This window comes from Nonomuraea gerenzanensis, from assembly GCF_020215645.1.
Lineage (GTDB): Bacteria > Actinomycetota > Actinomycetes > Streptosporangiales > Streptosporangiaceae > Nonomuraea > Nonomuraea gerenzanensis.
This window is the reverse complement of sequence record NZ_CP084058.1, coordinates 10,804,335-10,829,486: the sequence shown is the minus strand read 5'-3', so window position 1 is coordinate 10,829,486 and position 25,152 is coordinate 10,804,335. Positions and strand designations below refer to the sequence as shown.

At 70.2% G+C, this 25,152-nt stretch carries 28 protein-coding genes and 1 tRNA gene; 21 read left to right on the top strand and 8 right to left on the bottom strand.

Translation table 11 applies throughout. The annotated features are described in order from the left end of the window. The first annotated feature begins 156 nt into the window (after positions 1-156). From eno to LCN96_RS50340, 15 genes are all read left to right on the top strand, one after another. The gene (gene eno, locus LCN96_RS50410) at positions 157-1,434 is read left to right on the top strand and encodes a phosphopyruvate hydratase (protein WP_225269495.1); all 1,278 of its coding nucleotides are present in this window, start codon (positions 157-159) and stop codon (positions 1,432-1,434) included. A gap of 66 nt (positions 1,435-1,500) precedes the next feature. After that, a complete protein-coding gene (locus tag LCN96_RS50405) occupies positions 1,501-1,917 on the top strand; it encodes an FtsB family cell division protein (protein ID WP_148437140.1) in 417 nt (138 codons plus the stop codon). Further along, positions 1,907-2,395 carry a DUF501 domain-containing protein gene (locus LCN96_RS50400; RefSeq protein WP_225276240.1) on the top strand — a complete coding sequence of 163 codons (489 nt, stop codon included), beginning with the start codon at positions 1,907-1,909 and terminating at the stop codon, positions 2,393-2,395. Before LCN96_RS50405 ends, LCN96_RS50400 begins: the two co-directional genes overlap by 11 nt. Then, on the top strand, positions 2,386-3,339 hold the full coding sequence (locus tag LCN96_RS50395) for a Ppx/GppA phosphatase family protein (RefSeq protein ID WP_225269494.1): 954 nt from the start codon (positions 2,386-2,388) through the stop codon (positions 3,337-3,339). The genes LCN96_RS50400 and LCN96_RS50395 overlap by 10 nt, the downstream gene beginning before the upstream one ends. Positions 3,340-3,507: 168 nt before the next feature. Next, on the top strand, positions 3,508-4,611 hold the full coding sequence (locus tag LCN96_RS50390; protein WP_225269493.1) for a hypothetical protein: 1,104 nt from the start codon (positions 3,508-3,510) through the stop codon (positions 4,609-4,611). Between the two features lie 119 nt (positions 4,612-4,730). Beyond that, positions 4,731-5,057, top strand: coding sequence for a PadR family transcriptional regulator (locus tag LCN96_RS50385; protein WP_225269492.1), 327 nt, complete (start codon positions 4,731-4,733; stop codon positions 5,055-5,057). Beyond that, the gene (locus tag LCN96_RS50380; RefSeq protein ID WP_225269491.1) at positions 5,054-5,944 is read left to right on the top strand and encodes an HAAS signaling domain-containing protein; all 891 of its coding nucleotides are present in this window, start codon (positions 5,054-5,056) and stop codon (positions 5,942-5,944) included. Before LCN96_RS50385 ends, LCN96_RS50380 begins: the two co-directional genes overlap by 4 nt. 18 nt (positions 5,945-5,962) lie before the next feature. Continuing rightward, entirely contained in the window at positions 5,963-6,757 is a 795-nt protein-coding gene (locus LCN96_RS50375) for a uracil-DNA glycosylase (protein WP_225269490.1), read from the top strand. Positions 6,758-6,852: 95 nt separating this feature from the next. Next, positions 6,853-8,169 carry an NAD(P)/FAD-dependent oxidoreductase gene (locus LCN96_RS50370; protein ID WP_225269489.1) on the top strand — a complete coding sequence of 439 codons (1,317 nt, stop codon included), beginning with the start codon at positions 6,853-6,855 and terminating at the stop codon, positions 8,167-8,169. A gap of 80 nt (positions 8,170-8,249) precedes the next feature. Continuing rightward, entirely contained in the window at positions 8,250-8,762 is a 513-nt protein-coding gene (locus LCN96_RS50365; RefSeq protein WP_225269488.1) for a glycine cleavage system protein R, read from the top strand. Next, on the top strand, positions 8,759-9,283 hold the full coding sequence (locus tag LCN96_RS57575; protein WP_225269487.1) for a peptide deformylase: 525 nt from the start codon (positions 8,759-8,761) through the stop codon (positions 9,281-9,283). Before LCN96_RS50365 ends, LCN96_RS57575 begins: the two co-directional genes overlap by 4 nt. A 49-nt stretch (positions 9,284-9,332) precedes the next feature. Next, positions 9,333-9,405, top strand: a tRNA-Leu gene (locus LCN96_RS50355). A gap of 541 nt (positions 9,406-9,946) precedes the next feature. Then, on the top strand, positions 9,947-10,741 hold the full coding sequence (locus LCN96_RS50350; RefSeq protein WP_225269486.1) for a Bax inhibitor-1/YccA family protein: 795 nt from the start codon (positions 9,947-9,949) through the stop codon (positions 10,739-10,741). A gap of 168 nt (positions 10,742-10,909) precedes the next feature. Continuing rightward, complete coding sequence (locus tag LCN96_RS50345) at positions 10,910-11,143, top strand: DUF4287 domain-containing protein (protein WP_043628756.1); 234 nt, start codon at positions 10,910-10,912, stop codon at positions 11,141-11,143. Positions 11,144-11,196: 53 nt separating this feature from the next. Next, on the top strand, positions 11,197-11,604 hold the full coding sequence (locus tag LCN96_RS50340; RefSeq protein WP_225269485.1) for a PPOX class F420-dependent oxidoreductase: 408 nt from the start codon (positions 11,197-11,199) through the stop codon (positions 11,602-11,604). A gap of 53 nt (positions 11,605-11,657) precedes the next feature. Here LCN96_RS50340 and LCN96_RS50335 read toward each other — a convergent pair whose 3' ends face one another. The 3 genes from LCN96_RS50335 to LCN96_RS50325 form a co-directional block, all read right to left on the bottom strand. Then, positions 11,658-12,875: an acetyl-CoA C-acetyltransferase gene (locus LCN96_RS50335; RefSeq protein ID WP_225269484.1), complete on the bottom strand. Its 1,218-nt coding sequence runs from the start codon at positions 12,873-12,875 to the stop codon at positions 11,658-11,660. A gap of 84 nt (positions 12,876-12,959) precedes the next feature. Then, on the bottom strand, positions 12,960-14,303 hold the full coding sequence (locus LCN96_RS50330; RefSeq protein ID WP_225269483.1) for an outer membrane protein assembly factor BamB family protein: 1,344 nt from the start codon (positions 14,301-14,303) through the stop codon (positions 12,960-12,962). A 75-nt stretch (positions 14,304-14,378) separates the two neighbouring features. After that, on the bottom strand, positions 14,379-15,344 hold the full coding sequence (locus tag LCN96_RS50325; RefSeq protein WP_225269482.1) for an SGNH/GDSL hydrolase family protein: 966 nt from the start codon (positions 15,342-15,344) through the stop codon (positions 14,379-14,381). A gap of 144 nt (positions 15,345-15,488) precedes the next feature. Here LCN96_RS50325 and LCN96_RS50320 point away from each other — a divergent pair, with 144 nt between their 5' ends. Next, on the top strand, positions 15,489-16,859 hold the full coding sequence (locus LCN96_RS50320) for a cystathionine beta-synthase (protein ID WP_225269481.1): 1,371 nt from the start codon (positions 15,489-15,491) through the stop codon (positions 16,857-16,859). 6 nt (positions 16,860-16,865) lie between these two features. On the opposite strand, the gene LCN96_RS50315 is transcribed toward LCN96_RS50320, so the two are convergent. Further along, positions 16,866-18,008: a sensor histidine kinase gene (locus LCN96_RS50315; RefSeq protein WP_225269480.1), complete on the bottom strand. Its 1,143-nt coding sequence runs from the start codon at positions 18,006-18,008 to the stop codon at positions 16,866-16,868. Positions 18,009-18,145: 137 nt separating this feature from the next. Here LCN96_RS50315 and LCN96_RS50310 point away from each other — a divergent pair, with 137 nt between their 5' ends. After that, on the top strand, positions 18,146-18,340 hold the full coding sequence (locus tag LCN96_RS50310; RefSeq protein WP_225269479.1) for a hypothetical protein: 195 nt from the start codon (positions 18,146-18,148) through the stop codon (positions 18,338-18,340). Positions 18,341-18,508: 168 nt separating this feature from the next. Continuing rightward, entirely contained in the window at positions 18,509-19,648 is a 1,140-nt protein-coding gene (locus tag LCN96_RS50305) for a cystathionine gamma-synthase (protein WP_225269478.1), read from the top strand. A 59-nt stretch (positions 19,649-19,707) separates the two neighbouring features. On the opposite strand, the gene LCN96_RS50300 is transcribed toward LCN96_RS50305, so the two are convergent. Both LCN96_RS50300 and LCN96_RS57010 read right to left on the bottom strand, forming a co-directional pair. After that, positions 19,708-20,139 carry a DUF2269 family protein gene (locus LCN96_RS50300; RefSeq protein ID WP_225269477.1) on the bottom strand — a complete coding sequence of 144 codons (432 nt, stop codon included), beginning with the start codon at positions 20,137-20,139 and terminating at the stop codon, positions 19,708-19,710. Positions 20,140-20,149: 10 nt separating this feature from the next. After that, positions 20,150-20,275, bottom strand: coding sequence for a hypothetical protein (locus tag LCN96_RS57010; RefSeq protein ID WP_263657409.1), 126 nt, complete (start codon positions 20,273-20,275; stop codon positions 20,150-20,152). Between the two features lie 139 nt (positions 20,276-20,414). On the opposite strand from LCN96_RS57010, the gene LCN96_RS50295 reads away from it, so the two are divergent. Continuing rightward, positions 20,415-20,828, top strand: coding sequence for a DUF6292 family protein (locus tag LCN96_RS50295; RefSeq protein ID WP_225269476.1), 414 nt, complete (start codon positions 20,415-20,417; stop codon positions 20,826-20,828). 90 nt (positions 20,829-20,918) lie between these two features. Here the strand turns inward: LCN96_RS50295 and LCN96_RS50290 are convergent, their stop codons facing one another. Further along, on the bottom strand, positions 20,919-22,226 hold the full coding sequence (locus LCN96_RS50290; protein ID WP_225269475.1) for an aspartate aminotransferase family protein: 1,308 nt from the start codon (positions 22,224-22,226) through the stop codon (positions 20,919-20,921). A 16-nt stretch (positions 22,227-22,242) separates the two neighbouring features. Further along, complete coding sequence (locus tag LCN96_RS50285) at positions 22,243-23,001, bottom strand: hypothetical protein (RefSeq protein ID WP_225269474.1); 759 nt, start codon at positions 22,999-23,001, stop codon at positions 22,243-22,245. A gap of 280 nt (positions 23,002-23,281) precedes the next feature. Between LCN96_RS50285 and LCN96_RS50280 the strand changes: the two genes are divergently transcribed. Continuing rightward, positions 23,282-24,112 carry a helix-turn-helix transcriptional regulator gene (locus LCN96_RS50280; protein ID WP_318528339.1) on the top strand — a complete coding sequence of 277 codons (831 nt, stop codon included), beginning with the start codon at positions 23,282-23,284 and terminating at the stop codon, positions 24,110-24,112. A 44-nt stretch (positions 24,113-24,156) separates the two neighbouring features. Further along, positions 24,157-25,119 (top strand): quinone oxidoreductase family protein, encoded by a 963-nt coding sequence (locus tag LCN96_RS50275; protein ID WP_225269472.1) that lies wholly within the window; start codon positions 24,157-24,159, stop codon positions 25,117-25,119. Positions 25,120-25,152: the final 33 nt, after the last annotated feature.

The window sequence follows — 25,152 nt, the reverse complement described above, 5'->3', positions numbered from 1 at the left end:
CCTGGAGCCTGACGGACAGCACCTGATCCCGGATGGGGCTCTTGATCACGGGGGCTCTGCATGCCACCCGCCGTGGCCAGGGCCACGCCCACGTGACGTGCGGCCGTACCGATAGGCTCTGACGGCATATCACCTTTCGATTTAGGAGCGCATCCCGTGGCTACCATCGAGGTCGTATACGCTCGCGAGATCCTCGACTCCCGGGGCAACCCCACGGTCGAGGTCGAGATCGTGCTCGACGACGGCAGCACCGGCCGCGCGGCCGTGCCGAGCGGGGCGTCCACCGGCCAGTTCGAGGCGGTCGAGCTGCGTGACGGCGGCAAGCGTTACGGCGGCAAGGGCGTGGAGAAGGCCGTGCTCGCCGTCACCGATGAGATCCAGGAGGAGATCAGCGGGATCGAGGCCGAGGACCAGCGCATCATCGACCAGATCATGATCGACCTGGACCGCACGCCCAACAAGGCCAAGCTCGGCGCCAACGCCATCCTGGGCGTGTCGCTGGCCGTGGCCAAGGCCGCCGCCGACAGCGCCGACCTGCCGCTCTTCCGCTACCTGGGCGGCCCCAACGCGCACGTGCTCCCCGTCCCGATGATGAACATCCTCAACGGCGGCGCCCACGCCGACACCAACGTGGACATCCAGGAGTTCATGATCGCGCCGATCGGCGCGGAGACGTTCCGCGAGGCCGTGCGCATGGGCACCGAGGTCTACCACGCCCTCAAGGCCGTGCTGAAGGAGAAGGGCTACGCCACGGGCCTCGGCGACGAGGGCGGCTTCGCGCCGAACCTGCCCTCCAACCGCGACGCGCTCGACCTGATCCTGGTCGCCATCGAGAAGGCCGGCTACGTGCCGGGCGAGGACGTCGCGCTGGCGCTCGACGTGGCCGCCTCCGAGTTCCACAAGGACGGCGTCTACACGATCGACGGCAAGGGCCTGTCGGCGCAGGAGCTCATCGCGTTCTACGAGGACCTGGTCGCCAACTACCCGCTCGTCTCCATCGAGGACCCGCTGGACGAGGAGGACTGGGAGGGCTGGAAGGCCATCACCGCCTCGCTCGGCGACAAGGTGCAGCTCGTCGGCGACGACCTGTTCGTGACCAACCCCGAGCGGCTGGAGCGCGGCATCAACGAGGGCGCGGCCAACGCCCTGCTGGTCAAGGTGAACCAGATCGGCACGCTCTCGGAGACGCTCGACGCGGTGGACCTGGCCCACCGCAGCGGCTACCGCTGCATGATGAGCCACCGCTCCGGCGAGACCGAGGACACCACGATCGCCGACCTCGCGGTGGCGGTCAACTGCGGCCAGATCAAGACCGGCGCGCCGGCCCGTTCGGACCGGGTGGCCAAGTACAACCAGCTGCTGCGCATCGAGGAGCTCCTCGACGACGCCGCCCGCTACGCGGGTCGCGCGGCTTTCCCGCGGTTCCGGCGCTAGTTTCGAGTACGGCTCGCGGCGCCCCGAACTCCGGCCGCGAGCCGTACTTGAGGGGGTGTGCAGCAATTGGCGAAAAGGCCGCAGCTCACCGGGAGGGCCGCCATCCTGGCCGTCGTGGTGTGCGCGATCGCGATGAGCCTGGCCTACCCTGTGCGCGAGTACATCAGCCTGCGCCGCAGCATCTCCGAGCTGCGCGCGGAGAAGGCCAGGGTCGAGGCGGAGAAGCAGGCGCTGCTGGCCCGCGACCGGCAGAGCGACGATCCCAACTGGATCAAGAAGACCGCCAAGGAACGGCTGCATTACTGCGGTCCTGGCGAGAAGTGCTACGTGGTGATGGAGCCCGAGCAGGGCAGGGAACAGACGGCCGTGAAACAGCCGGCGGCGGTGCCGCCGTGGTACGAGACGCTCTGGGAGTCCGTGGAGGCCGCGGACAAGGGCACCGGGCGCCGGGCGGTGACGGGGAAGGAAAGTGTTGGACAGTAAGGACGTCGAGGTCGTCGAGAAGCAGCTCGGCCGGCCGCCCAGAGGGCTGCGCGGGGTGGCGCACCGCTGCCCGTGCGGCAACCCCGACGTGGTGGAGACCGCGCCCCGGCTGCCCGACGGCTCGCCCTTCCCGACCCTGTACTACCTGACCTGCCCGAAGGCGGCCTCGGCCATCGGCACGCTGGAGGGCTCGGGCCTGATGCGCGAGATGCAGGCCAGGCTGGCCACCGAGCCCGACCTGGCGGCGGCCTACCGCGCGGCGCACGACGACTACGTCGCCAGGCGCGACAAGGCCGCCGAGGAGGAGGGGCTGACGCCGCTCCCGCGCGACATGCAGAGCACGGGGGGCATGCCGGAGCGGGTCAAGTGCCTGCACGCGCTCGTGGCGCACGAGCTGGCGGCACCCGGGGCCAACCCGTTCGGCAGGGAGGCGCTCGACGCCCTCCCCGACTGGTGGAGTGACGGACCATGCGTGTAGCCGCCGTCGACTGCGGCACCAACTCCGTACGCCTGCTCATCGCCGACGTCGGCGACGGCGAGCTGACGGACGTCGAGCGGCGGATGGAGATCGTCCGCCTGGGTGAGGGCGTCGACAGGACGGGCCGGCTCACGCCCGAGGCCCTGGCGCGCACGTTCAAGGTCATGCGTCACTACCAGGAGCTGATCGAGCGCCACGGCGCCACGGCCACCCGCGTGGTGGCCACCAGCGCCACGCGGGACGCGGCGAACCGGCACGAGTTCGTGGCGGGGGTGCGTGAGATCTTCGGCGTGGAGCCCGAGGTGGTGACGGGGGCGGAGGAGGCGGAGCTGTCGTTCACGGGCGCCACCCGGGGGCTGGTGCGCCTGTCGCCCGAGACCGAGGTGCCGCAGGGCCCGCTGCCGCCGTACCTCATGGTGGACATCGGGGGCGGCTCCACCGAGTTCGTGGTCGGCACCGAGCACGCCCAGGCGGCGCTGTCGCTGGACATCGGCTGCGTCCGCCTGACCGAGCGGCACCTGCGCGACGTCGGTGACCCGGCCCCCGCGGATGCCCTGGAGGCCGTGGTGGCCGACATCGAGGCCGCGCTGGACCGGGTGGAGGCCGAGATCCCCGTCCGCGAGGCGCACACGCTCGTGGGCCTGGCGGGCTCGGTGACGACGATCGCGGGCATCGTGCTGGACCTGCCGGCGTACGACTCGGCGCGCATCCACCACTCGCGGATCTCTGCCGAGCAGGTGCACGAGGTGACGCGGCGGTTGCTCGCGATGACCCATGGTGAGCGGGCCGAGGTTCCGGTCATGCATCCCGGGAGGGTTGACGTGATTGGCGCGGGTGCGCTAATTCTTGACCGGATCGTTCGCCGTTTCGCGTTTTCCCAGGTCGTGGTGAGCGAACACGACATCCTCGACGGAATCGCCTGGGCCCTCGCCGGTTCACCCTGAAGAAATCCGGACATTTCCGATCTGCGGGCCGTGTTGAGCGTGCATTCAGTATTGTGATTAGGTAAAGGGGCATTACGGGGGCTTTGCCATATCGCTGTGCGCGAAAGGCGCCGGCGTGGCGACCGTTCCCGAGCGCGTCTCTTCCCTCACGGAATGGAGCACTCTCAGATGATGTCTGTTGGGTTAGCACGCAAGGCCGCCGCGTTCGGCGCTTCGGCCGCGGTGCTGGCCGGCCTGTCGGCGGGTCTGATGTCCAGCCCGGCACAGGCGGCCACCAAGTCGGCGCCCAAGGTCTCGGTCTCCGCGCCGAAGGCCACGCCGGGTGACTACGAAGGTTCCTGCCCGACGAAGATCAACTTCTCGGCCCAGATCAAGGTGCCCCTCAAGGGCAAGACGGAGCTGGCCTACCGCTGGCTCCACGGTGACGGGTCCAAGAGCAAGGTCAATGTGATCAAGCTCAAGGGTAAGGGCACCAAGACGGTGACGGTCAAGCAGTCCATCACCTTCAAGGAGGACGTCAAGGGCTGGGAGGCCGTTCAGGTCCTCGGGCCGAAGAAGGTCACCTCGAAGAAGGGCTACTTCTCCGTCTCCTGCCAGAAGCCGCAGGAGGACGTGCGTACGCACCTCGACGTGTCGGTCTCGGCTCGCGCCTGGGCCAGCCCGAGCACGTACGCGGGTCGCTGCGACACCTACGGCGACAAGATCGACTTCACCGGTCTGATCAAGACCGACCGGCCCTCGTGGGTGCGGTACCGCTGGGTGCTCAACGGTGAAGTGGTCGACTACGGCAAGATCAAGGTGCGTGAGGCCCGTAAGGTCGGCTTCGGCATCAACCCGCGGCACAGCCAGCGTGGGTGGGCGCAGCTGCAGGTGCTGAGCCCTGACGCTACCTCCTCGAACCGGGCCTACTACAAGGTCTGGTGCAAGGACGAGCACAAGGGTGACCACCGCGACGACCACAAGGGCGACGACAAGACCCCTGACTCGCACGCCGGTACGCTTTCCGCCACCGCTTCGGTGACGACCGGCGCCGGTTGCTCGGTCACGGGCACGGGCTCCGTCACCTCGTCCAAGGCCGGGACCGTCAGCTACAGCTGGGCCCTGAACGGCACCGTGCTGAGCACCGGCTCGGTCGAGTTCGGCGCTGACGGCGGGTCGAAGCCCATCAACGGCTTCTCGACCACCTCGGAGATCAAGAGCGGCACCGTCACTCTCTCCGTCTCCGGCGCGGGTGGCAGCGACACCGACACCAAGTCCTACGTCTGCAGCTAGGCCGCGTGAGACGCGCCTGAACGACATGACGCGGACCGGTTGAACCGGGTGGCCCCTTCGGGGTGCCGCCCGGTTTTTCCTGTTGCAGCTATTACGCTTTGCACAGTAGTGTGCTTCGCGTGGACAGCAGCCAACTCCTCAAGGGCGTCCTGGACCTGGCAGTCCTGGCAGTCCTCAACGACCGGGACGGCTACGGCTACGACATCGTCCGCAGGCTCAGGGAAGCCGGCCTGCAGGAAGTCGGCGACGCCTCGGTCTACGGCACGCTGCGCCGCCTGTTCAAGGCAGGCGCCCTGACCTCATACGTGGTGGCCTCCGACGAGGGGCCGCACCGCAAGTACTACGGGCTCAACGACGTCGGCAGGGACATGTACGCCACCTCGGCCAAGACCTGGGCCTCCTTCTCGGCCACCATGGCAGCCCTGCTCAAGGAGGGACACGCATGACCCCCGCACAGTACGCGCAGGCCGTACGGGACGCCCTGTCCGGCCATCCGGAGCGCGAGGAGCTGCTGGAGGACCTCGACGACCACCTGGCGGAGATCGCCGCGGAGTCGGACCTGCCGCTGGAGGCGCGGCTCGGCCCGCCGGAGACGTACGCCGAGGAGCTGGCCTCCGCCTACGGGGAGCGTCCGGGGAGCGCGGGGAGGCGCCGCCTGGGGCCGCGCGCGTGGGCGGTGGCGGGGCACGCCAGGCTGATGGGATACGGCCCGTACCGGAGCTTGACGCGCTTCCTGCCGGAGCTGCGCCCGGGATGGTGGGTGCTGCGGGGTTACGTGCTGGCCATGCTGCTGGTGTCGATCGCGGGCGAGGCCGCGCTGGTGCCCATGACGCCGCCCGCCTGGGTGGCCGTCGCGGTGGGGATCTGGGCGTCGGTCTGGTTCGGCCGGCGGCGCAGGGGGCGGGTGGTCGTGCTGGCGGCGGTGGCGGCGAACGTGGTGGCCGGGCTGGCGCTGTTCGTGGGCATGGTGGAGGCGGGGGGCGTGACGACGCCCAGCCCGGAGCAGGAGCAGGCGGTGTGGATGCAGCCGGCCTCGTCCGACGGCGTCTACAACCTGCGGCCCTACGCCAAGGACGGCACGCCGCTGACCGACGTCTACCTCTACGACCAGGACGGCAACCCGTTCGTGACCAACCCCGAGTTCTACGGCTACCGCGTGGACCGCTCCTGCGGCGCCCCGGTGCTCAACCGCTACCCGCTGCCCCTGGTGGCGGAGGGGCCGGAGGCCGCCGTGGAGAGCACGCCGTCCGCCTGCCCGGCCCCGGTGCCCGCCGAGCCGGCGCCGATGGCCACGGCGACGCCGGCCGCGCCGAAGCCCGGGCGCACGAACTGATCGGGCACCATCGGTGTCATGAGTTACGTCCCACCTGGCACCGGCTGGCCCGACGACCCCGCGACCGCTGACACCCCGGTCGCGCAGGACCCCGCGGACGTGCGCCGCCTCGCCGCCGCCAGCAGCACCCTCGCGGAGCTCACGGCAGGGCAGTCCGTCTGCCGTGCGTGTCCCCGCCTGGTGGAGTGGCGCGAGGACGTCGCCGAGGTGAAGCGGCGCGCGTTCGCGGACGAGACGTACTGGGGCCGTCCCGTCCCCGGCTGGGGCGCGGAGCAGCCGCGGATCCTGCTGGTGGGGCTGGCGCCGGCCGCCCACGGGGGCAACAGGACGGGCCGCATCTTCACCGGCGACCGCAGCGGCGACTGGCTGTTCGCCTCGCTGCACCGCTGCGGGCTGGCCGCGCGGGAGACCAGCACGTACGCGGGCGACGGGCAGGAGCTGCTCGGCACGCGGGTGCTGGCCTCGGTGCGCTGCGCGCCGCCTGCGAACAAGCCTCTGCCGTCGGAGAAGGCGGCGTGCTTCCCGTGGATGGCCAAGGAGGTGACGCTGGTCGCGCCGTACGTGCGGGTGGTCGTGGCGCTCGGCGGGTACGCCTGGCAGGCCATGTGGCCGGCGCTCAAGGACGCGGGGTACGCGCTGCCGCGCAGCCGCCCGCCGTTCGGTCACGGGGCGGAGGTCGAGGTCGCGTACGGCGAGCGGCCCGTCACGCTGATCGGCTGCTACCACCCGAGCCAGCAGAACACCTTCACCGGCCGCGTCACCGCCCAGATGCTGGACGACATCTTCGAAAGGGCCAGGTCACTGGCTGTGTGACGCGTCCCACCACGCCCGGATTGGATTCACCGAGAGCCCTTGACGTAAGCTTGTGAATGCTTTCACAAGCATTCCACGAGGGATGGGGCCTCAGGATGAATCAGCACATTTTGATCGTCGGCGGCGGATACGTCGGCCTCTACACGGCGCTCCGGCTGCAGCGCAAGCTCCACCGCGAGCTGCGCTCCGGCGAAGCCCGCATCACGATCATCGACCCCCAGTCCTACATGACCTACCAGCCCTTCCTGCCCGAGGCCGCGGCCGGCAACCTGTCGCCGCGCCACATGGTGGCCCCGCTGCGCCGGATCCTGCCGAAGGCGCACATCCTCAACGGCACGGTGACCAAGGTCGACCACGCCGGGCGCACCGTCACCTTCCAGCCCGCCGAGGGCGAGCCGCGGCAGGTGGCCTACGACGTGATCGTCATGGCCGCCGGCTCGATCTCGCGCACGCTGCCCATCCCGGGCCTGACCGACATCGGCATCGGCTTCAAGACCGTCGGCGAGGCCATCGCGCTGCGCAACCGCGTGCTGCATCTGCTCGACGTGGCCGAGTCCACCGAGGACCCGGAGGTGCGGCGCAGGGCGCTGACGTTCGTGGTGGTCGGGGCCGGCTTCGCGGGCGTGGAGGCGCTGGCCGAGCTGGAGGACATGGCCAAGGACTCCACCCGCTACTACCGCAACATCAAGCCGTCCGACATCCGCTGGGTGCTCGTGGAGGCCACGAACCGGGTGCTGCCCGAGGTCGGCCCCGAGATGGGCAAATGGACGCTGGAGCAGCTGCGCGAGCGCGGCATCGACGTCCGGCTCGAGACCCGGCTGGTGTCCTGCGAGGGCGGGCACGTGGTGCTGTCGGACGGTGAGGAGTTCGACGCCGAGACGCTCGTGTGGACGGCGGGCGTCAAGCCCAGCCCCGTGGTCAACGACAGCGACCTGCCGCTCGACGAGCGCGGCCGGATCAAGGCCACCGCCATGCTGACCGTGGCGGGCACGCCCGGCGCCTTCACGGCCGGCGACGCCGCGGGGGTGCCCGACGTGACGAACCCCGGGCAGTACTGCGCGCCCAACGCCCAGCACGCGGTGCGCCAGGCCAAGGTGCTGGCCGACAACATCGTCCGCCACCTGCGGGGGCAGGAACTGGCCGAATACCGCCACAAGTATGTCGGATCGGTGGCCGGGCTGGGCCTGCATCAGGGCGTCGCCAACGTCTATGGCGTCAAGCTTCGCGGATTCCCTGCGTGGTTCATGCACCGGACCTACCATCTGTCGCGGGTGCCGACGCTGAACCGCAAGGTCCGTGTCGTCGTCGATTGGACCCTGGCCCTGTTCTTCAAGCGCGAGACGATCTCTCTGGGTGAGATGGAGCACCCGCGTGAGGGCTTCAGGGCCGCGGTGGCGACGACCCGCCGCTAGCCCAGGTACGGCAACGCCCCGGCGAACCACTGCCGGGGCGTTCTCGGCGCCCCTGGTCGCAAGCGGAAGGGGTACCACGGGTGGGTCTTTCAGCGGTGACCGTGCTCGGCGTCGACCGGCCCGGCGTGATCGCCGCAGTCACCGGATCGCTCGCCGACTGCGGCGCGAACATCCAGGACTCGACCATGACGTTGCTCGGCGGCCACGTCGCGATGATGCTCCTCGTCTCCGGCGAGCTGGACCCGGCGGAGCTCATGAAGCGGGTGGGCGCGCCCGACCTGGTGGTGACGGCCTCCGCGATCGAGACGCGGCGGCACTTCTGCGCGGAGGGCGACGGCCTCGGCTACGTGCTGACCGTGCACGGCCCCGACCGGCCCGGCATCATCTCCGCCATCAGCGCCGTGCTCGCCGCCGACGGCGGCAACATCACCGGCATGAGCACCAGGCTCACCGGCCGGCTCTACGTCCTGATCGCCGACGTCGAGCTGCCGAAGCAGGTGGACGTGGCCGCGCTCATGCGCAGGCTGGCGGCCGTCGGCTCCACCCTCGACTCCGACATCACCTTCCGGCCTGTCGAACCGGACTTGTTGTGACCGGGCCCGGGGGCACGGCCCGCGAGGTGCTCGGCGCCCCGCACCCCCTGCTGTCCGCCGTAGCCGAGCCCGTGGACCCCACCGCCCCCGAAGTCGTGGCCGCCGCGGCGGATCTGCTGGCGACCCTGCGCCGCGCGCCCGCCACGACCGGGCTGGCGGCCCCCCAGATCGGCCTGAGCTTGCGGCTGATCGCCTTTGACGCCCGGCGCCACCCCAGGAGTAGGTCCTGGGCCGGAGAGCTCGTCGTGGCCAATCCACGGCTCGCCGGCGCGGCCCACTGGGACGACGGCCGCGAGGGGTGCGCCTCGATCACCGGACTCACCGCGGACGTACGCCGTGCGACGCGTATCACCGTACATGGGCATTTGCCAGGCACCGGCGAGGACGTCACCATCGAAGCGGATGCCATCGAGGCTCGGTGCATTCAACACCAACTCGACCATCTGGACGGACTACTCTTCTTGGACAGAGTCCCGGGAGTGCTATCACTTCACCGCAGACTTCACACTTGTGACGCCTGATGCGAAGTTGTGCTCCTCGGAAGCATGGTCCGTTTCGTATGATTGCGGCGCCCCCGTAGCCCAATGGCAGAGGCAAACCCCTTAAAAGGGTTGACGTGCGGGTTCGAATCCCGCCGGGGGCACTTGCCAACTTATACCCAATTTAGGTCTCTGACCTGGAGCTTTACCGCGAGCACGAGACAGGCCCCCGCCGGGCTCCCATAGCCGATATCGAGTTGTTATGGAGTTGTCCTGTGATCGGGCGCTCACTGCTGGTGGATGGCGGGACGCCGGACGGGGTGGCCGGGCGCGGGAAGGCGCAGCCTCCCGTTCGCCCGCTCGAAAACTTTTCGTGTCACGGCGGATATTGACAACCCGCCGGTTTCCTGCACGGGAGCGGCGGGCTTTGCGGGAGTTTCTTTCTGTGAATGGTCGACTACGCCTTACGACCGGGGTTTTCGCCGGCGGAAAGTCCGGATGCCGGGCGAGGGGCCGCCCCGGCGCGGACCCGTGGCCTCCTGGCGCCGCCCGTGCGAAGATTTCCGTGTCGCCTGATGACCTGGGAACTCCGGGGCGGGCACGTTCGTTGTGTTCCAAGCTGAAGTCCCGAATGAACATCGATCTGAGCGTCAGTTGACCAAGGTGCCGCCGCGCCCCGTAGGCTCGGCGTCACAGGAGGCAGCGATGGAGAGCAAGAACCCCGTATTCAGCAGGTCGCGGCAGCAGGCCGCGGCGGGCTGGGCCGGCCCCACCCCGTCCCCCGACCAGCTGCAGAACATGTACGACGCGCCGTCGTACGCACCACCGTCCCGCCCGGCGTACCGCACCATGACGCTCGACGACGTCGTGGTCCGAGGGTTCATGACCCTCGGGGCGCTCGTCCTGGCCGCCGCAGCGGCCTGGTATTTCAACGTCCCGCCCATGGTCGCCATCGGCGCCGCCATCGTCGCGCTGGTCCTCGGCCTGATCGCCTCCTTCACGATGAGCACCAACCCGGCGCTCATCCTCGGGTACGCGGTCGCCGAGGGTGTCTTCCTCGGCAAGATCAGCTCGGTCTTCGAGGGCATGGTCAGCGGCATCGTGATGCAGGCGGTGCTCGGCACGGCCTTCGCGTTCGGCGCGGTGCTGACCGTCTACGCCCTGCGCATCGTGCGGGTGACACCCAAGCTGGTGAAGTTCGTGATCGCCGCCGCGATCGCGGCCGTCGGGCTGATGCTCGTCAACCTGCTCGTCGGCCTGTTCAACGACGGCGGTCTCGGCCTGCGCACCGACACCCCGCTCGGCTGGATCTTCAGCATCGCGATGATCCTGCTCGGCTGCTTCTTCCTCCTGCTCGACTTCGACTCGATCGAGCAGGGCGTCAAGCAGGGGGCGCCGGCCAAGTTCGCCTGGCAGTGCGCGTTCGGCCTGACGCTGAGCCTCGTGTGGATCTACCTCGAGGTGCTGCGGTTCGTCAGCTATTTCAGCAGCAGCGACTAGCCGTTCATCGCCGCGACATCGGAGAGGGCCTCGCCGTCCAGGCGGGGCCCTCTCGCTGTGCGACCGAAAATCTACCTGCCGTCACAGAATGATGCCGGGCTTGGGGGTTGCCATTCGCACGTCCGTGTTGCAGTGTCAAGCAAAGGACCTTAATCCGCGGAGGTGCCCATGTCCTTGAACCACTCACCGGAGACGCAGACGAAGCTCATCGCAAGGGTCCCGACGATCACGGGACGCGAACTCCCCGAGTGGTTTCAAGCCATCGACAACGGCCCGGCTTTCCTACGGTGTGACGAGCGGGCCAACTGGCTCGCCGACGAGCACGGGCTGACTCACGGCTACGCCGCCGCCATCGTCCACGAGCACGAGCGGCACCGCCGTAACCGCATGGGCTTCATTTAAGCCCACCCGTCCCCGCGCCCGTGCCCCAAGCGCGGGCGCGTCATCATGAGGTCATGGATCTCGACAAGGCAATCGGCTTTCTCCGCGAGCATCACCGCGCGGTCCTGCTGACCAGGCACCGCGACGGGCGCCCGCAGATGTCCCCGATCACGGCCGGCGTGCAGGACGGCCACGTGGTGATCAGCTCCAGGGAGACGGCCTCCAAGGTCCGCAACGCGCTGCGCGATCCCCAGGTGTCGCTGTGCGCGTTCACGGACGGGTTCTTCGGGGAGTGGATCCAGGTCGACGGCACGGCGGAGATCGTCCACCTGCCCGAGGCGATGGACCTGCTCGTCACCTACTACCGCGACATCTCGGGCGAGCACCCCGACTGGGACGAGTACCGCGAGGCGATGGTCCGCGACCGCCGCGTCATCATGCGCATCACGCCGACCCGTGTGGGGCCGATCCGGCACGGGTAGCGGGGGTCAGGCGAGCCGCGGTGCGGACCCCGGCCGCGGCTCGCCGCCCGCGATCAGCTCAGGCGCTCGACGACCATCGCCATGCCCTGGCCGCCGCCCACGCACATCGTCTCCAGGCCGATGCTCTTGTCGTGGTGCTGCAGGCTGTTGATCAGCGTGGAGGTGATCCTGGCGCCGGTCATGCCGAACGGGTGGCCGAGCGCGATCGCGCCGCCGTTGACGTTGAGCCGTTCGAGGTCGATGCCCAGCTCCTGGTAGGAGGGGATCACCTGGGCCGCGAACGCCTCGTTGATCTCCACCAGGTCGATGTCGTCGATCGCCATCCCGGCCCTGGCCAGCGCCTGCTTCGAGGCCTCCACCGGGCCGAGGCCCATGATCTCGGGCGACAGGCCGGAGACGCCGGTGGAGACGATCCTGGCCAGCGGGGTGATGCCCAGCTCGGCGGCCTTGACGTCGCTCATCACCACGACCGCCGCGGCCCCGTCGTTCAGCGGGCAGCAGTTGCCCGCCGTGACGGTGCCGTCCGGGCGGAAGACCGGCTGCAGCGTGGAGACCTTCTCGTACGTCGTGCCCGCCCGCGGGCCGTCGTCCTTGCTGACCACGGTGCCGTCGGGCAGCGTCACCGGCGTGATGTCCTTCTGCCAGAACCCGTCGGCCAGCGCCTTCTCCGCCAGGTTCTGCGAGCGCACGCCGAACTCGTCCTGCTCCTGGCGCGAGACGCCCTTGATCTGGGCCACGTTCTCGGCCGTCTGGCCCATGGCGATGTAGACGTCGGGGATCGCGCCGTCCTCGCGGGGGTCGTGCCAGGTCCTGCCGCCCTCGGCGTAGGTCTTGGTGCGGTCGCGGGCCTCCAGGAAGAGCGGGTTGTGCGTGTCGGGCAGCGAGTCGGAGTTGCCCTTGGCGAAGCGCGAGACGGTCTCGACGCCCGCGGAGACGAACACGTCGCCCTCGCCCGCCTTGATGGCGTGGAAGGCCATCCGGGTGGTCTGCAGCGAGGAGGAGCAGTAGCGGGTCACGGTGGTGCCGGGGACGTTGTCGAGCCCGAGCATCACCGCCACCACCCTGGCCATGTTGAAGCCCTGCTCGCCGCCGGGCAGGCCGCAGCCGAGCATGATGTCCTCGATCGAGGCGGGGTCGAGCTGGGGCACCTTGGCCAGCGCCGCCTTGATCATTTGCACGGTCAGGTCGTCGGGGCGGATGTCCTTGAGCGAGCCCTTGAAGGCTCGCCCGATGGGGGAACGCGCGGTTGCGACGATGACTGCCTCGGGCATGGCCCCTCCTTTGTCGGCGCTAATAGTAGAACTATATTCCAGTTCTGCGCGCAAGGCCCGCCGCCCCCCGGGTTCGCGGGCGAGTCAGCCGTACATGCCCGGTGCCGTGGCCGTGTGGTCGTTGACGGCGTGCAGGGCGCCCTTCTCGTCGCGCCACAGGCGCCACCCGTCCTGGCTGCCGGTGTACCAGGGCGGCGGGACCGCGACGGGGGAGACGCGCTTGCCGGTGCTCAGGTCGTACTCGCACAGGGCGGCCGTGGAGTAGAAGCCGGGCGGCTGCCCGCGCAGCGGCAGCGGCTTGGGGTCGGTGACGCAGAAGGACCAGCCGCGCGTCTCCTCCACCGGCACGGGGCGGCCCGAGGCGACGTCGAAGGCCGTGCCCTTGGCGCCGTGCTTGAGGAAGCCCAGCTTGTCCATGCGGTCGGGGAAGGCCAGCCACCAGCCGGAGCCCGGCACGTCGGAGGCGCTGATCTGGCCGACGACGCGCCCGGTGGCCGGGTCGAGCCGGGCGAACCCGCCGTAGGTGCCCTGCTGGTCCACCGGCCGGACGACCGGGGCGAAGCCGGGGGAGCCGCTGGGATAGACGCGGACGACCGACGGCCGCATCCAGTTGATCGTCCCGTCGGCGATGCCGACCGAGAACAGGCCGAAGGTGGAGACCTTCTTGGTGCGCGGGTTCGTGTACGGGGCGACGTACCCGACCAGGTCGTCACCCGCCGCGCCGAACGCCCACCCGCCCGACAGGTCCGTCCCGGGGCCGAGGGCCTGTTCGATCGGTTGCTGCCACTGCAGCTTGCCGGTCTTGACCTCGTACGACTCCACCATGGGGTTGGCGGCCAGCCGGAGCAGCACGACGCGGCCCTGGTCCGACCACTCCACCTCGGAGATGCCGGGCAGCTTCCACAGCTGCTTGCCGGTCATCGGGTCGAGCACCACCATGCGGGCCTTGGCCAGCGCGGTGTGCTCGGACAGGCACACGTACGGCCCGCAGCGCTGCGGGCCGAACGTCGAGTGGACCGGCCGCGTCCACTGCTGCGCCCCCGAGCGGGCGTCGCGGGCGATGAGCGTGGCGTTCCACCTGCCCTTCTTGGCCGGGTCGAGCGCGACGACCACGCCCTGCCCGCCGGCGGCCTGCACGAGCGCGGGGGCGGAGACGCCCATGCCGGGCAGGCGGCCGGTCATCGTGGCGGGGTGGGCCCAGAGCCGCTTGCCGTCGCGCAGGTTGACGGCGACGGTCTCCAGGGCCCCGTCGGGCTTCATCGAGGTGACGGCGACGACCCCGCCGGCCACCGCCATCCGGCTGACGGCATTCACCTGGGTGTTGTGCCAGGTCGGGAACTTCGAGGTGGCCGCGTCGCTGCCGGAGCAGGCGGTGGCGGCGAGGGTTCCGGCGAGAGCGATGGACGTTTTCCAGAGGGGCCGGAGCACGGGCAATTCACTCCAAAGAGGATGGGGGAGTGACGGCTCCGGCGCGCAGAGTGACCGGCTGAAGGCGTGCGGGCGTCAGGTGTCGTTGACGGCCTCGCCGAGTCGGCGACGGAACAACGTCGCCCACTTCCCGTGCAGGCCCGTCGCCCGCCCGTCGACCCGGGTCGCGGTGACCTCGGTGCCGGGCTCCTCCGCGGCCGTAGCCGCCGCGAGGTAGATCGGTTGCAGAGCTTCGTCGCGTGCGGGCCGCGGCTCAGGCCACAGCCCCAACGCAGCGCACACCGACGGTAGCACCGCGTAAGCGGCCTGCGCGTAACCTCGGTCAGATGGATGGAAACGATCGGGTCCGAACATCTCTGTCGGGTTTGTGTCGAACTCCGGGCCCAGGACGTCGGCGAACGCCACCGTACGGCCGCCCGCGTCCACCACGGCCACCGTCTGCGCCGCCGCGAGCTGCCGGCTCCACCGCCGCGTCACCCAGCGCAGCGGCTGCGCGATGGGCCGCACGGTGCCCAGGTCGGGACAGGTGCCCACGACCACTTCGGCGCCCGCGTCACGCAGCCGCCGCACGGCCTTGGTCAGATGCCGCACGGCGATGGCAGGCGGCGTCTGCGTGATGATGTCGTTGGCGCCCACGAAGATCACCGCCACGTCGGCCCCCATCGCGAGCGCCACGTCCACCTGCTCGCCCAGCTCCGCCGAGGGGGCGCCGGACTTGCCCGCCACGACCAGCCGCACCGGGCGCTCGGCCACGGCGGCCAGGCCGTTGGCCAGGAGCACGGCGGGGGTCTTGGCCGGGTCGGTCACGCCCAGGCCCACGGAGGTGGAGTCGCCGAGCATGGCCATCTTGAGCGGCTCGCCGGGGAACTGGCCGTACACGCCGTCGGAGGGCGGGCCGTCCAGGCCGTGCGGCTGGCCGATCGCCTTGCGCGCCAGCAGCCCCTCCGCGATCAGCAGGCCGTATGCCGTGGCTCCCAGAGCCGTCAGCCCGCCGCCTCCGAGCGCCGCCGCGGTGGCGATCCTCCGCGCTGCGCGTGCCATGCCAGCTGCCCAGACCACGTACGTCCCTCCTCGGTCCAACTCGGCGGTAGCGTTTGCTTGGAACTAGCCGAGGGCCTGCCACCCCCACTGGATCTCGGCCGTTGGCAAGCTGACCAAGCTTCGGTGAAGAAGGTGAACACCTCGGTGCGCGTTTACGATTCCCTCGTCGACCTCATGGGGAACACTCCGCTCGTCCGGCTGCACAAAGTCAACAGGGGAGTGTCCGCCCAGCTGCTGGCCAAGGTCGAGTACTTCAACCCGGGCGGATCGGTCAAGGACCGCATCGCGGTCCGGATGATCGAGGCCGCGGAGAAGTCCGGCGAGCTGCGCCCCGGGGGCGTGATCGTGGAGCCCACGTCCGGCAACACCGGCGTGGGGCTGGCCATCGTGGCCCAGCAGAAGGGGTACCGGTGCCTGTTCGTGGTGCCCGACAAGGTGGCCCAGGACAAGATCGCGGTGCTGCGGGCGTACGGTGCGGAGGTCGTGGTCTGCCCGACCGCCGTCTCGCCCGACCACCCCGACTCCTACTACTCCGTCTCCGACCGGCTGGCCCGCGAGGTGCCCAACGCCTGGAAGCCGGACCAGTACTCCAACGTCAACAACCCCGACTCCCACTACCACTCGACAGGCCCCGAGCTGTGGGAGCAGACCGACGGCCGGATCACGCACTTCGTGGCGGGCATCGGCACCGGCGGCACGATCAGCGGCACCGGGCGCTATCTCAAGGAGATCTCCGGCGGGCGCGTGAAGATCATCGGCGCCGACCCGGAGGGCTCGGTCTACTCCGGCGGGTCCGGCCGCCCGTACCTCGTCGAGGGTGTCGGCGAGGACATCTGGCCGGCCACGTACGACACCGAGATCTGCGACGAGATCATCGCGGTGTCCGACAAGGACTCCTTCACCATGACCCGCCGCCTGGCCCGCGAGGAGGGGCTGCTGGTCGGCGGCTCGTGCGGGATGGCGGTCGTGGCGGCGCTGAAGGTGGCCGCCGCGGCGGGGCCCGACGACCTGGTGGTCGTGCTGCTGCCCGACGGCGGCCGCGGCTACCTGTCGAAGATCTTCAACGACGACTGGATGGCCGACTACGGCTTCCTGACCACCACCTCCGACGAGGGGCTGGTCGGCGACGTGCTGGCGCGCAAGGGGCCGGGGATGCCGGAGTTCGTGCACGCGCACCCGCACGAGTCGGTCGGCACCGCGATCGCGATCATGCGCGAGTACTCGGTGTCCCAGCTTCCGGTGATGAAGGAGGAGCCGCCGGTCATGGCGGCGGAGGTGATCGGCTCCATCGTCGAGCGCGACCTCCTCGAAGCCCTCTACCACGGCAGGCTCTCCTCCGACGATCCGATCTCCGATCACATGTCCGCGCCGCTACCCACGATCGGCAGTGGTGAACCTGTGGCGCGTGCGGTGGAAGCGCTGGAGAAGGCGGATGCGGCTGTTGTGCTGGAGGACGGCAAGCCGGCCGGATTGATCACCCGGCAGGACCTGCTCGCGTTCCTGGCCAACCACTAGCCGCGGTCAGGGGAGGGGGAACTCGGCGATCACTTCCCAGGCGCCCTCCCGCGACGGCCCCGCGTAGAGGCGCCCGCCCAGCGCCTCCACCCGCTCGGCCATCCCGACCAGCCCGAACCCGCCGCCCAGCCGCGACACCTTCGGGTCCGACCCGGACCCGAAGTTGCGCACGCGCAGCACCGCGACCCGCTCGTGGCGGCGCAGGTCGGCCTCCACCCAGGCGGTGCGGGCGGCGTGCTTGCGGATGTTCGTCAGTGCCTCCTGGAGCACCCGGTGCAGGGTGGTCATGACCTCGGGCGGCAGCGTGCGGTCGTCCAGCCCGGCGCCGATCTCGAACGCCACCTTGGGCCCGTCCACGGAGAAGCGGTCGGCCAGCATGCGCAGGTCGGCCAGCGTGGTGCCCGGCCTGCGGTCCGCGTCGTCCTCCGTGCGCAGCACCGCGACCATGCGCCGCATCGAGGTCAGCGCGTCCGAGCCGGCCGTGGCGATCGCGTCCAGGGCGGGCATCACCGCCTCCGGCTTGGTCTCGGCGACCGTGCGGGCGGCCTGGGCCTGCACGACGATGCCGGTGATGTGGTGGGCGACCAGGTCGTGCAGCTCCCTGGCCAGCTCCAGGCGCTCCGCCCGGCGTACCGAATGCACGGCCTCCGTGCGGCGCTCCTGCTGGAAACGCAGGTAGCCGCCGATGCCGGCGGCCGTGGACCAGCTCGCGAACAGCAGGAACGCGAACGCCAGCCCCGCGCTCTGGTAGTCGCGCGCGCTCGCCTCGGTCATCAGCACGATCAGCCCCACGCACGCCAGCACCGCCGCGCGGCGGACCGGCTCGACGTGCCGCAGCACCCCGATGATCAGGATGAGCAGCGAGCCCGTCTCCGCCATGCCGGGCGCGGCGGCGAAGCCGGTGCTCCCGATCAGCAGCGAGGTGCCGAACGACAGGGCGAGCATGCACGCGAAGCCCTCCACCCGGTACCTGCGGCGTAGGACCACGGCCGCGATCCCGCCCACCCCGCACGCCAGCACGAGCCACTGGACGCCGCCCACGACGCCGGCCAGCACGAGGTCGAGCAGCAGGAGCAGGCCCAGCCAGCCGTACATCGCGATCTCGCTCAGCCGGCGTAGCCAGTACAGGATGCGCTTCGAGTCCCCCACGGCGTCGAGCCTAAGCCGGAAGTCGGACATCTCGTATCAACCGTTCGGCCGAGGGCGCCTCGCGCAGACCAGCCCTTCAGCGGAGGCGGCGGGCGGGGGGCTTGACCGATGCTGGAGGTGTCGGAAGGGGAGAAGACATGGTTGCCATCGGGTTCGCGTTGCTGGGGGTCGGGCTGGTCGTGGGTGTGCTGCTCGCGCTGGCCGACCCCGTGCTGCTCTCCCGCATCAACGGGGAGCAGGCGGAGGGCGGCAGCGGCCGGTTCATCGAGGCGGACGTGGTCCGGCTCTCGCCCCGGTCAGGCGAGGACCGGCACGAGCCCCAGGCGGCCTGACCGACCCGGCTCGCGCGGGCATGGTGCGCGAGCCAGCACGGGAGTTTCGTGGGGACGGGCTCCCGTGAGCGGCCCGCGATCCGGAGGGGACCGGATCGCGGGCCGTCCGCGTTCGGGAGGGCTGGATCATGGGCCGTCCGCGCGAACGCGGCCTGTAACGTTGCCTGTATGAGCAACGGTTTCGAAACTTTGGCCATCCACGCAGGTCAGGAGCCCGACCCGCTGACCGGCGCGGTCGTGCCGCCGATCTACGCCACCTCCACCTACAAGCAGGACGGCGTGGGCGGCCTGCGTTCCGGATATGAGTACAGCCGCTCGGCCAACCCCACCAGGACCGCGCTCGAAGCCGCGCTGGCCGCGGTGGAGGGCGGGGCGCGGGGGCTGGCGTTCGCCTCAGGGCTGGCCGCCGAGGACACCGTGCTGCGTACGGTGTGCAAGCCGCAGGACCACGTGATCATCCCGAACGACGCGTACGGCGGCACGTACCGGCTGTTCGCCAAGGTGCACGAGCGCTGGGGCCTGCACTACGACCCCGTGCCGCTGCACGACCTCGACGCCGTGGCCGCGGCCATGACGCAGAAGACCAAGGTGGTCTGGGTCGAGACGCCCACCAACCCGCTGCTCGGCATCGCCGACATCGCCGCGCTGGCGCAGCTCGCCCACGACAACGGCGCGCTGCTCGTGGTGGACAACACGTTCGCCTCGCCGTACCTGCAGCAGCCCCTCGCGCTGGGCGCCGACGTGGTTGTGCACTCCACCACCAAGTACGTCGGCGGGCACTCCGACGTGGTGGGCGGGGCGCTGGTGGCCGCCGACGCCGGGCTGGGGGAGGAGCTGGCCTACCACCAGAACGCGATGGGCGCGGTGGCCGGGCCGTTCGACGCGTGGCTGACGCTGCGGGGGCTCAAGACGCTCGGCGTACGGATGGACCGCCACTGCGACAACGCCGAGCGTGTCGTGGACCTGCTGCTCGCGCACCCGCGCGTGACCGACGTGCTCTACCCGGGGCTGCCCGACCACCCGGGGCACGAGGTGGCGGCCAAGCAGATGCGCCGGTTCGGGGGCATGGTGTCGTTCCGCGTCGCCGGGGGCGAGCCGGCGGCCGTCGCGGTGTGCGACCGGGCCGAGCTGTTCACGCTGGGGGAGTCGCTCGGCGGGGTCGAGTCGCTCATCGAGCACCCGGGCAGGATGACGCACGCCTCGGCGGCGGGCTCCCCGCTGGAGGTGCCCGCCGACCTGGTGCGCCTCTCGGTCGGCATCGAGACCATCGACGACCTGCTCGCCGACCTCACCCGGGCGCTGGGCTGATCGCGTTACCCAGGCACGGGGCTGAGGCGTTGCTCAGGCACGCGTTGCTCAGGCACGCGTTACTCAGGCACCACCATCAGGAACAGGATCACCAGCCAGATCACGGACAGCAGCCCGCTGATCGCGGCGATCCGCCCGTTCTGCACCTTGGCGTCGTCGTCGGCGCTCTCGCTGGAGAGCGCCTGTACGGCGGTGCGCAGATCACGGTCGATGATCACCAGCAGGACGGCGGCCACGATGAACAGCGTCATCGACGCCGTCATGTACCACCGTCCGAGCAGCCCGTCGCCGAGCACGATGCCGAGCACCAGCCCGAACACGAACACACCCAGGCTCCCGAGGCTGTAGATCCTCGTGATGCGCTGCATGAACTGCAGTGCGGGCACGTTCTTGGTGCGGATGGCGCGCGGCGCGGACATCGTCGCGGCGGTGACCGGCCCGATCGTGAAGATCGCGAATCCGATGTGCAGCCAAAGAAGCAGGGACGGCATGGCAGAGAGACTAGTCCCCGGTGATCTCGCTGGGGGACTCGACACTCTCTTTGCCGTCCGCAGAACAGCGCATGCACAGCTCCGTGGTCGCCACTGCGACGACCATCAGCACGATGAGGAGTACCGCGGCAATCATGGGAACCCCTCCTTCCCCGTCTCGGACGTAAATATCGTCCGTAATGACTAGACGGTTGTGCAACGGAATAAGTTCGTCGCGGGTATCGTTGCTTCTCGCCGTTTTTTCCTTACCGTCTGGGCACAAGGGGGTGCCGTCCGTGGCCATCCGGCACGTCGAGCCGTACACCGACGAGTGGCTGCAGCAGCCGATCAGCTACGTCCAGCAGGTCGTCGACCTGCTCGGGGCTGAGGTCGCGGATTGGTGGGAAGGCCCGTGCGATCCCAGGGACGCCACGCTGCGGCTCACCGACGACACCGCGCTGGTCTGGGACGAGGAGAGCGGCTGGCGGCTGGGCACCTTCGTCTCGGGCGACCGCGGCCGGCACACGGAGCTGTCGGGGGTTCGTTACCTGGGGCACGGGTTGATCCCGCGGCCCGAACGTGTGCCGTCGGCGCTGCGGGACGCGCGGGCGGGGGTGGGGGCCAGCTCGGCTTGGCGGCCCTGCTACCGGTCGCATCGCAACTGTCGGGACGGGTTCGATGTTGCCCTGGATTTTTATGCCTTGGCTTGAGGGGTAACTGCTTGGGCCTGCGCGGGGCGGCTTCGGGCTGGTCTTGCGGGGAAGCCTGATGGGCCGTTCCGAACGCTGCCCGCGCAGCCGTCAACCGGCGGTGTCGTCGAGGACCGCCTTGAGAGCTGCTTCCAGGATGTCCATGCCGGTGTGGAGCTCGTCCTCGCTGATCGTCAGCGGTGGGGCGATGCGGAAGATGCCGCCCATCCCCGGCAGTTGGACGATGTTCATGTGGAGGCCCCGTTCGAGGCAGGCCGAGGTGACCGCGTGGCCCAGCGCGTCCGCCGGTGTCTTGGTGTGTTTGTCCTGTACCAGCTCCAGGCCCTGGAGCAGGCCGCGGCCGCGGATGTCGCCGACGACCTCGTAGGTGTCGCGGAGCGCAAGGAGGCGGGCGGTGAGCTGGGCGCCCAGGTGGGCGGCGCGTTCGACGAGGCCGTCGCGGGCGATGACGTCGAGGACCGTCAGGCCGACGGAGGCGGCCAGGGGGTCGGAGACGTGGGTGGTGTAGAAGAGGAACCCGCGGTCGTGGCAGGTCTGCTCGATCTCGGCGGTCGTGATGACGGCCGCGACCGGCAGGCCGGCGCCGAGGGTCTTCGAGAGCGTGAGGAGGTCGGGGGTGACGCCGTCGCGTTCGAAGGCGTACATGGTGCCGGTGCGGCCGAGGCCGGTCTGGGCCTCGTCGAGGATGAGAAGCATGCCGCGTTCGTCGCACAGCTCCTTGAGGCGGCGCAGGTAACCGGGCGGGAGGTCGATGATGCCGCCCGACGACAGGATGGGCTCGATGAGGCAGGCGGCGAGGCTGGCGGTGGACTGCTGGTCCACCAGGGCGAAGCCGTAGTCGAGCTCGGTCTCCCAGTCGTGCGAGCCGTCGGGGTGACGGAACGGCGAGCGGTAGGCGTTGGGGGCGGGGAGGGCGAGGTTGCCCGGGGTGGGTGGGCCGTAGCCGTGGCGGCCGGCTGAGAAGGTGGCGGAGGCCGCTCCCTGCGTCATGCCGTGCCAGGAGCGGTCGAAGGAGACGATCTCGTAGTGGCCGGTGGCGAGCTTGGCCATTTTGATCGCGGCCTCGTTCGCCTCCGCGCCTGTGGTGAGTAGGAGCAGTTTGCTCAGTGACGGGGGGAGGGTGGCGGTGAGTCTGTCGGCGAGTTGCAGCAGCGGGGGGCTGAGCATGCCGCTGTAGAGGTGGGCCAGCGACGCCACCGCGGATGAGACCGTGGCCACGATGTCCGGGTGGGCGTGGCCGAGGATGGCGCTCATCTGGCCCGAGGTGAAGTCGAGGATCGGCGTGCCGTGGTCGTCGAAGACGTACGTGCCTGTGGCGCGTTCGATGACCCGCGGGGTGAAGCCGGCTCCGTAGCGGACGAGGAGCCGGTCGGCTCCTTCCCAGAAGGTGCTGTCCAACGACGGCCATCCCTTTCTACGATCGGTAGCATGCCTTCGCGGGCGACGAAGCAGAGCCTGTGCGAGTGCGCTGGAAGCCGATCCAGCGATACTGTCCCTCCTGGGCGAAGGCGGCGTCATCGTCCGCGGTGATGTCGAGGCAGAAGGTCGCCGCCAGGGGAGTGTCGGTGCTGCTTCTGGTGGCCCTCAGTTCCAGCTCGTAGCGGCCCGGCCGGAACTGCCAGCCGGTGGCCTCGAACAGGATCGTCGGTGACTGCGGGGTGTCCTGTGAGACGAGCATGGGTTGCGGATCGGACTGGTATGAATAGTCCGCTTCCTGGGTCTTCGAGTCGTACACCCAGGTCCCCGTCTCGTCCCACACCAGAGTCGGCGCCGCGCCGGAGCCCGCAGGCGGGCGTACGCGGAGCTCCATACCGGTGATGTAGTCCGTGGTCTCGGTCTTCCTGATGGTGGTGAAGGTCGGCTGAAGGTACAACCACACGTTGTCGCCCTGGGCGATCCGGAGGATGGACGGCAGGCTGAGGCTCACTTCCGGGTCGCGGTTCAGCGTGACCCAGTTGATGATCGATAATATGAGGGCGATCGTCCCCGTCGCCAGACCGAGCCAGAGCTGCAACGCGTCGAGCCAGCCCTTTCTCATGGCCTCACGTGCGGGTGACCCGGGCGCGGGGGACGGCTCGGGCACCGCCTGGACGGGCTCGGGCTTGGGCTCCAGCACGGGCTTCGGCTCGATGGTGGCGACTCGCCCCGAACGGTTGCGGTGACGTCGGCCCATGGTGAGGATCCCTTCAGCCGAGGTGGGCAGTGGTGTTACGCCCTGGACGTGGGCTACATCTGCGCCATCGCGGTGGATCACGACACCGCTACACAGAGTGCCGAGGCGCCGGTGCCGGCCCCTCTGCCGTGCTTGCCGGGCGTTCGCGCAGGTCCACGGGAGTGTGGCTCGGGTGGTCGATCTTCAGTGTGCGCCGGTCAAGACGGCCGTTCCCGCGTCACCGTCCTGGCCCGCGTCCGCCGTGGTCGGAAGGCGCGAGGCGTCGCTTATGGTGTGGTTTGTGTCTGCCAGTGAACGCCGCCGTGACCAGCTCAAGGAGTTCCTGCGCGCCAAGCGCGAAGCGCTCGCGCCCGCCGACGTCGGCATGCCCGCCGCCGGTCGCCGCCGTACCCCCGGATTGCGGCGGGAGGAGGTGGCCGTGCTCGCCGGGGTCGGGGTCTCCTGGTACACGTGGCTGGAGCAGGGGCGGGACATCAAGGTCTCCGACGCCGTGCTGGACGCGGTCGCCCGCGCGCTCAGGCTCGACGAGGCGGAGCGGACGCACCTGTACGTGCTCGCCGGGCTGAACCCGCCGGACCCCGCCGGGCAGCCTGGTGCACCGGTGAACGACCAGCTCAGATCCGTGCTGGAGGCGTGGATGCCGAACCCGGCGCACGTGCTGGACCGGCATTACGACCTGGTGGCGATGAACGACGCGTCCAGGTGGGTGTTCGGCTACGACGACGACGTACGCAACTGCATGGTGGCGTTCTTCACCCATCCGATCTACCGGGGGCGGTTCACGGCGTGGCACGAGTTCGCGCCGGACATGGTGGCCGACTTCCGCGCGGGGGCGGCCCGGTATCCGGACGATCCGGTGTTCGGGGAGATCGCCGCGGAGTTGCGCGCGGTCAGTCCGGAGTTCGCCGAGCTGTGGGCGCGGCCCGAGGTGCGTTCCCGTTCGCAGGGCGTCAAGGCGATCACGCATCCCGAGGTCGGGGAGCTGGTCTTCGAGTACTCGCTGTTCCGGCTGCCGGATCGGGCGGACCTGAACGTGGTGCTGCACACGCCGGATCCCGACACCGACACCAAGGAGAAGGTCGAGAGCCTGGTGGCCGTACACCCAGGATGAGCTGACACTGCCTGGTCCGGAGCCGTCCCGCGACGATGGACGGCATGAAGGCAATCACGATTCCCGAATTCGGCGACGCCGACGTGCTCCGGCTGGACGAGGTGGAGATCCCCGAGCCCGGCCCCGGTCAGGTCTCCATCGACGTGGCGTACGCGGGGGCGAACTTCGCCGAGATCCTCTACCGGCAGGGCCTGGCGGACGTGCCGCTGCCGTTCGTGCCGGGGATCGAGGTGTCCGGCCACGTCCGGGCGCTCGGCGACGGCGTCGAGGGGCTGCGGGTGGGGCAGCCGGTCGCCGCGCTGACCATCGTGGACAGCGGCGGGTACGCCGAGGTGGTGGTCACCTCCGCCGCGCTGGTGGCCCCGCTGGACGGCTACGACCTGGAGCTGGGCGTGGCGGCGGCGCTGCCGTCCAACAGCACCACGGCGTTCCTGGTGCTCGACCGGGTGGCCCGCATCGAGCCGGGGGAGAGCGTGCTCGTGCACGCCGCCGCCGGAGGGCTGGGCAGCCAGCTCGGCCAGGCCGCGCGGCTGGTGGGAGCCGGTCGCGTGGTGGGCACCGTCGGCAGTGCCGCCAAGATCGAGACGGCCCGCGCGTACGGGTACGACGAGGTGGTGCTGCGCGAGCAGGCGGCCGAGGCCGGGCGGTTCGACGTCGTGGTGGACACGGTCGGTGGCGCGTCACGCCGGGCCAGCCTCGACCTGCTGGCGCCGATGGGACGGATGGTCGTGCTGGGCAACGCCTCCGGCGCCGAGGACGTCGGCATCCCCGCCAACGAGCTGTGGCTGACCAACAAGACGGTCTCCGGGTTCAACCTGGCCGCCTTCTCCGCCGCGTTCCCCGAGGACGCGGGGCAGGCGCTGCGCCGGGCCGTGGCCGGGGGCGCGAGCGGGGAACTGCGGGTGGGAGTGGAGGCCCTGCGGCTGGAGCAGGCGGCGGAGGCGCACCGTCGGATCGAGTCCGGGCGCACGACCGGCAAGCTGGTGCTCGACGTGGGACGGCGCTGATCGCCCGCGCCGTCCTGCGCGACGGACAGCCCT

Coding starts and splice junctions, on each gene's coding strand:
- LCN96_RS50395 (WP_225269494.1), top strand. CDS start 2,386: ATGCGTGTAGCCGCCGTCGACTGCGGCACCAACTCCGTACGCCTGCTC.
- LCN96_RS50390 (WP_225269493.1), top strand. CDS start 3,508: ATGATGTCTGTTGGGTTAGCACGCAAGGCCGCCGCGTTCGGCGCTTCG.
- LCN96_RS50380 (WP_225269491.1), top strand. CDS start 5,054: ATGACCCCCGCACAGTACGCGCAGGCCGTACGGGACGCCCTGTCCGGC.
- LCN96_RS50375 (WP_225269490.1), top strand. CDS start 5,963: ATGAGTTACGTCCCACCTGGCACCGGCTGGCCCGACGACCCCGCGACC.
- LCN96_RS50370 (WP_225269489.1), top strand. CDS start 6,853: ATGAATCAGCACATTTTGATCGTCGGCGGCGGATACGTCGGCCTCTAC.
- LCN96_RS50350 (WP_225269486.1), top strand. CDS start 9,947: ATGGAGAGCAAGAACCCCGTATTCAGCAGGTCGCGGCAGCAGGCCGCG.
- LCN96_RS50345 (WP_043628756.1), top strand. CDS start 10,910: ATGTCCTTGAACCACTCACCGGAGACGCAGACGAAGCTCATCGCAAGG.
- LCN96_RS50340 (WP_225269485.1), top strand. CDS start 11,197: ATGGATCTCGACAAGGCAATCGGCTTTCTCCGCGAGCATCACCGCGCG.
- LCN96_RS50335 (WP_225269484.1), bottom strand. CDS start 12,875: ATGCCCGAGGCAGTCATCGTCGCAACCGCGCGTTCCCCCATCGGGCGA.
- LCN96_RS50325 (WP_225269482.1), bottom strand. CDS start 15,344: ATGGCACGCGCAGCGCGGAGGATCGCCACCGCGGCGGCGCTCGGAGGC.
- LCN96_RS50310 (WP_225269479.1), top strand. CDS start 18,146: ATGGTTGCCATCGGGTTCGCGTTGCTGGGGGTCGGGCTGGTCGTGGGT.
- LCN96_RS50305 (WP_225269478.1), top strand. CDS start 18,509: ATGAGCAACGGTTTCGAAACTTTGGCCATCCACGCAGGTCAGGAGCCC.
- LCN96_RS50300 (WP_225269477.1), bottom strand. CDS start 20,139: ATGCCGTCCCTGCTTCTTTGGCTGCACATCGGATTCGCGATCTTCACG.
- LCN96_RS57010 (WP_263657409.1), bottom strand. CDS start 20,275: ATGATTGCCGCGGTACTCCTCATCGTGCTGATGGTCGTCGCAGTGGCG.
- LCN96_RS50285 (WP_225269474.1), bottom strand. CDS start 23,001: ATGGGCCGACGTCACCGCAACCGTTCGGGGCGAGTCGCCACCATCGAG.
- LCN96_RS50275 (WP_225269472.1), top strand. CDS start 24,157: ATGAAGGCAATCACGATTCCCGAATTCGGCGACGCCGACGTGCTCCGG.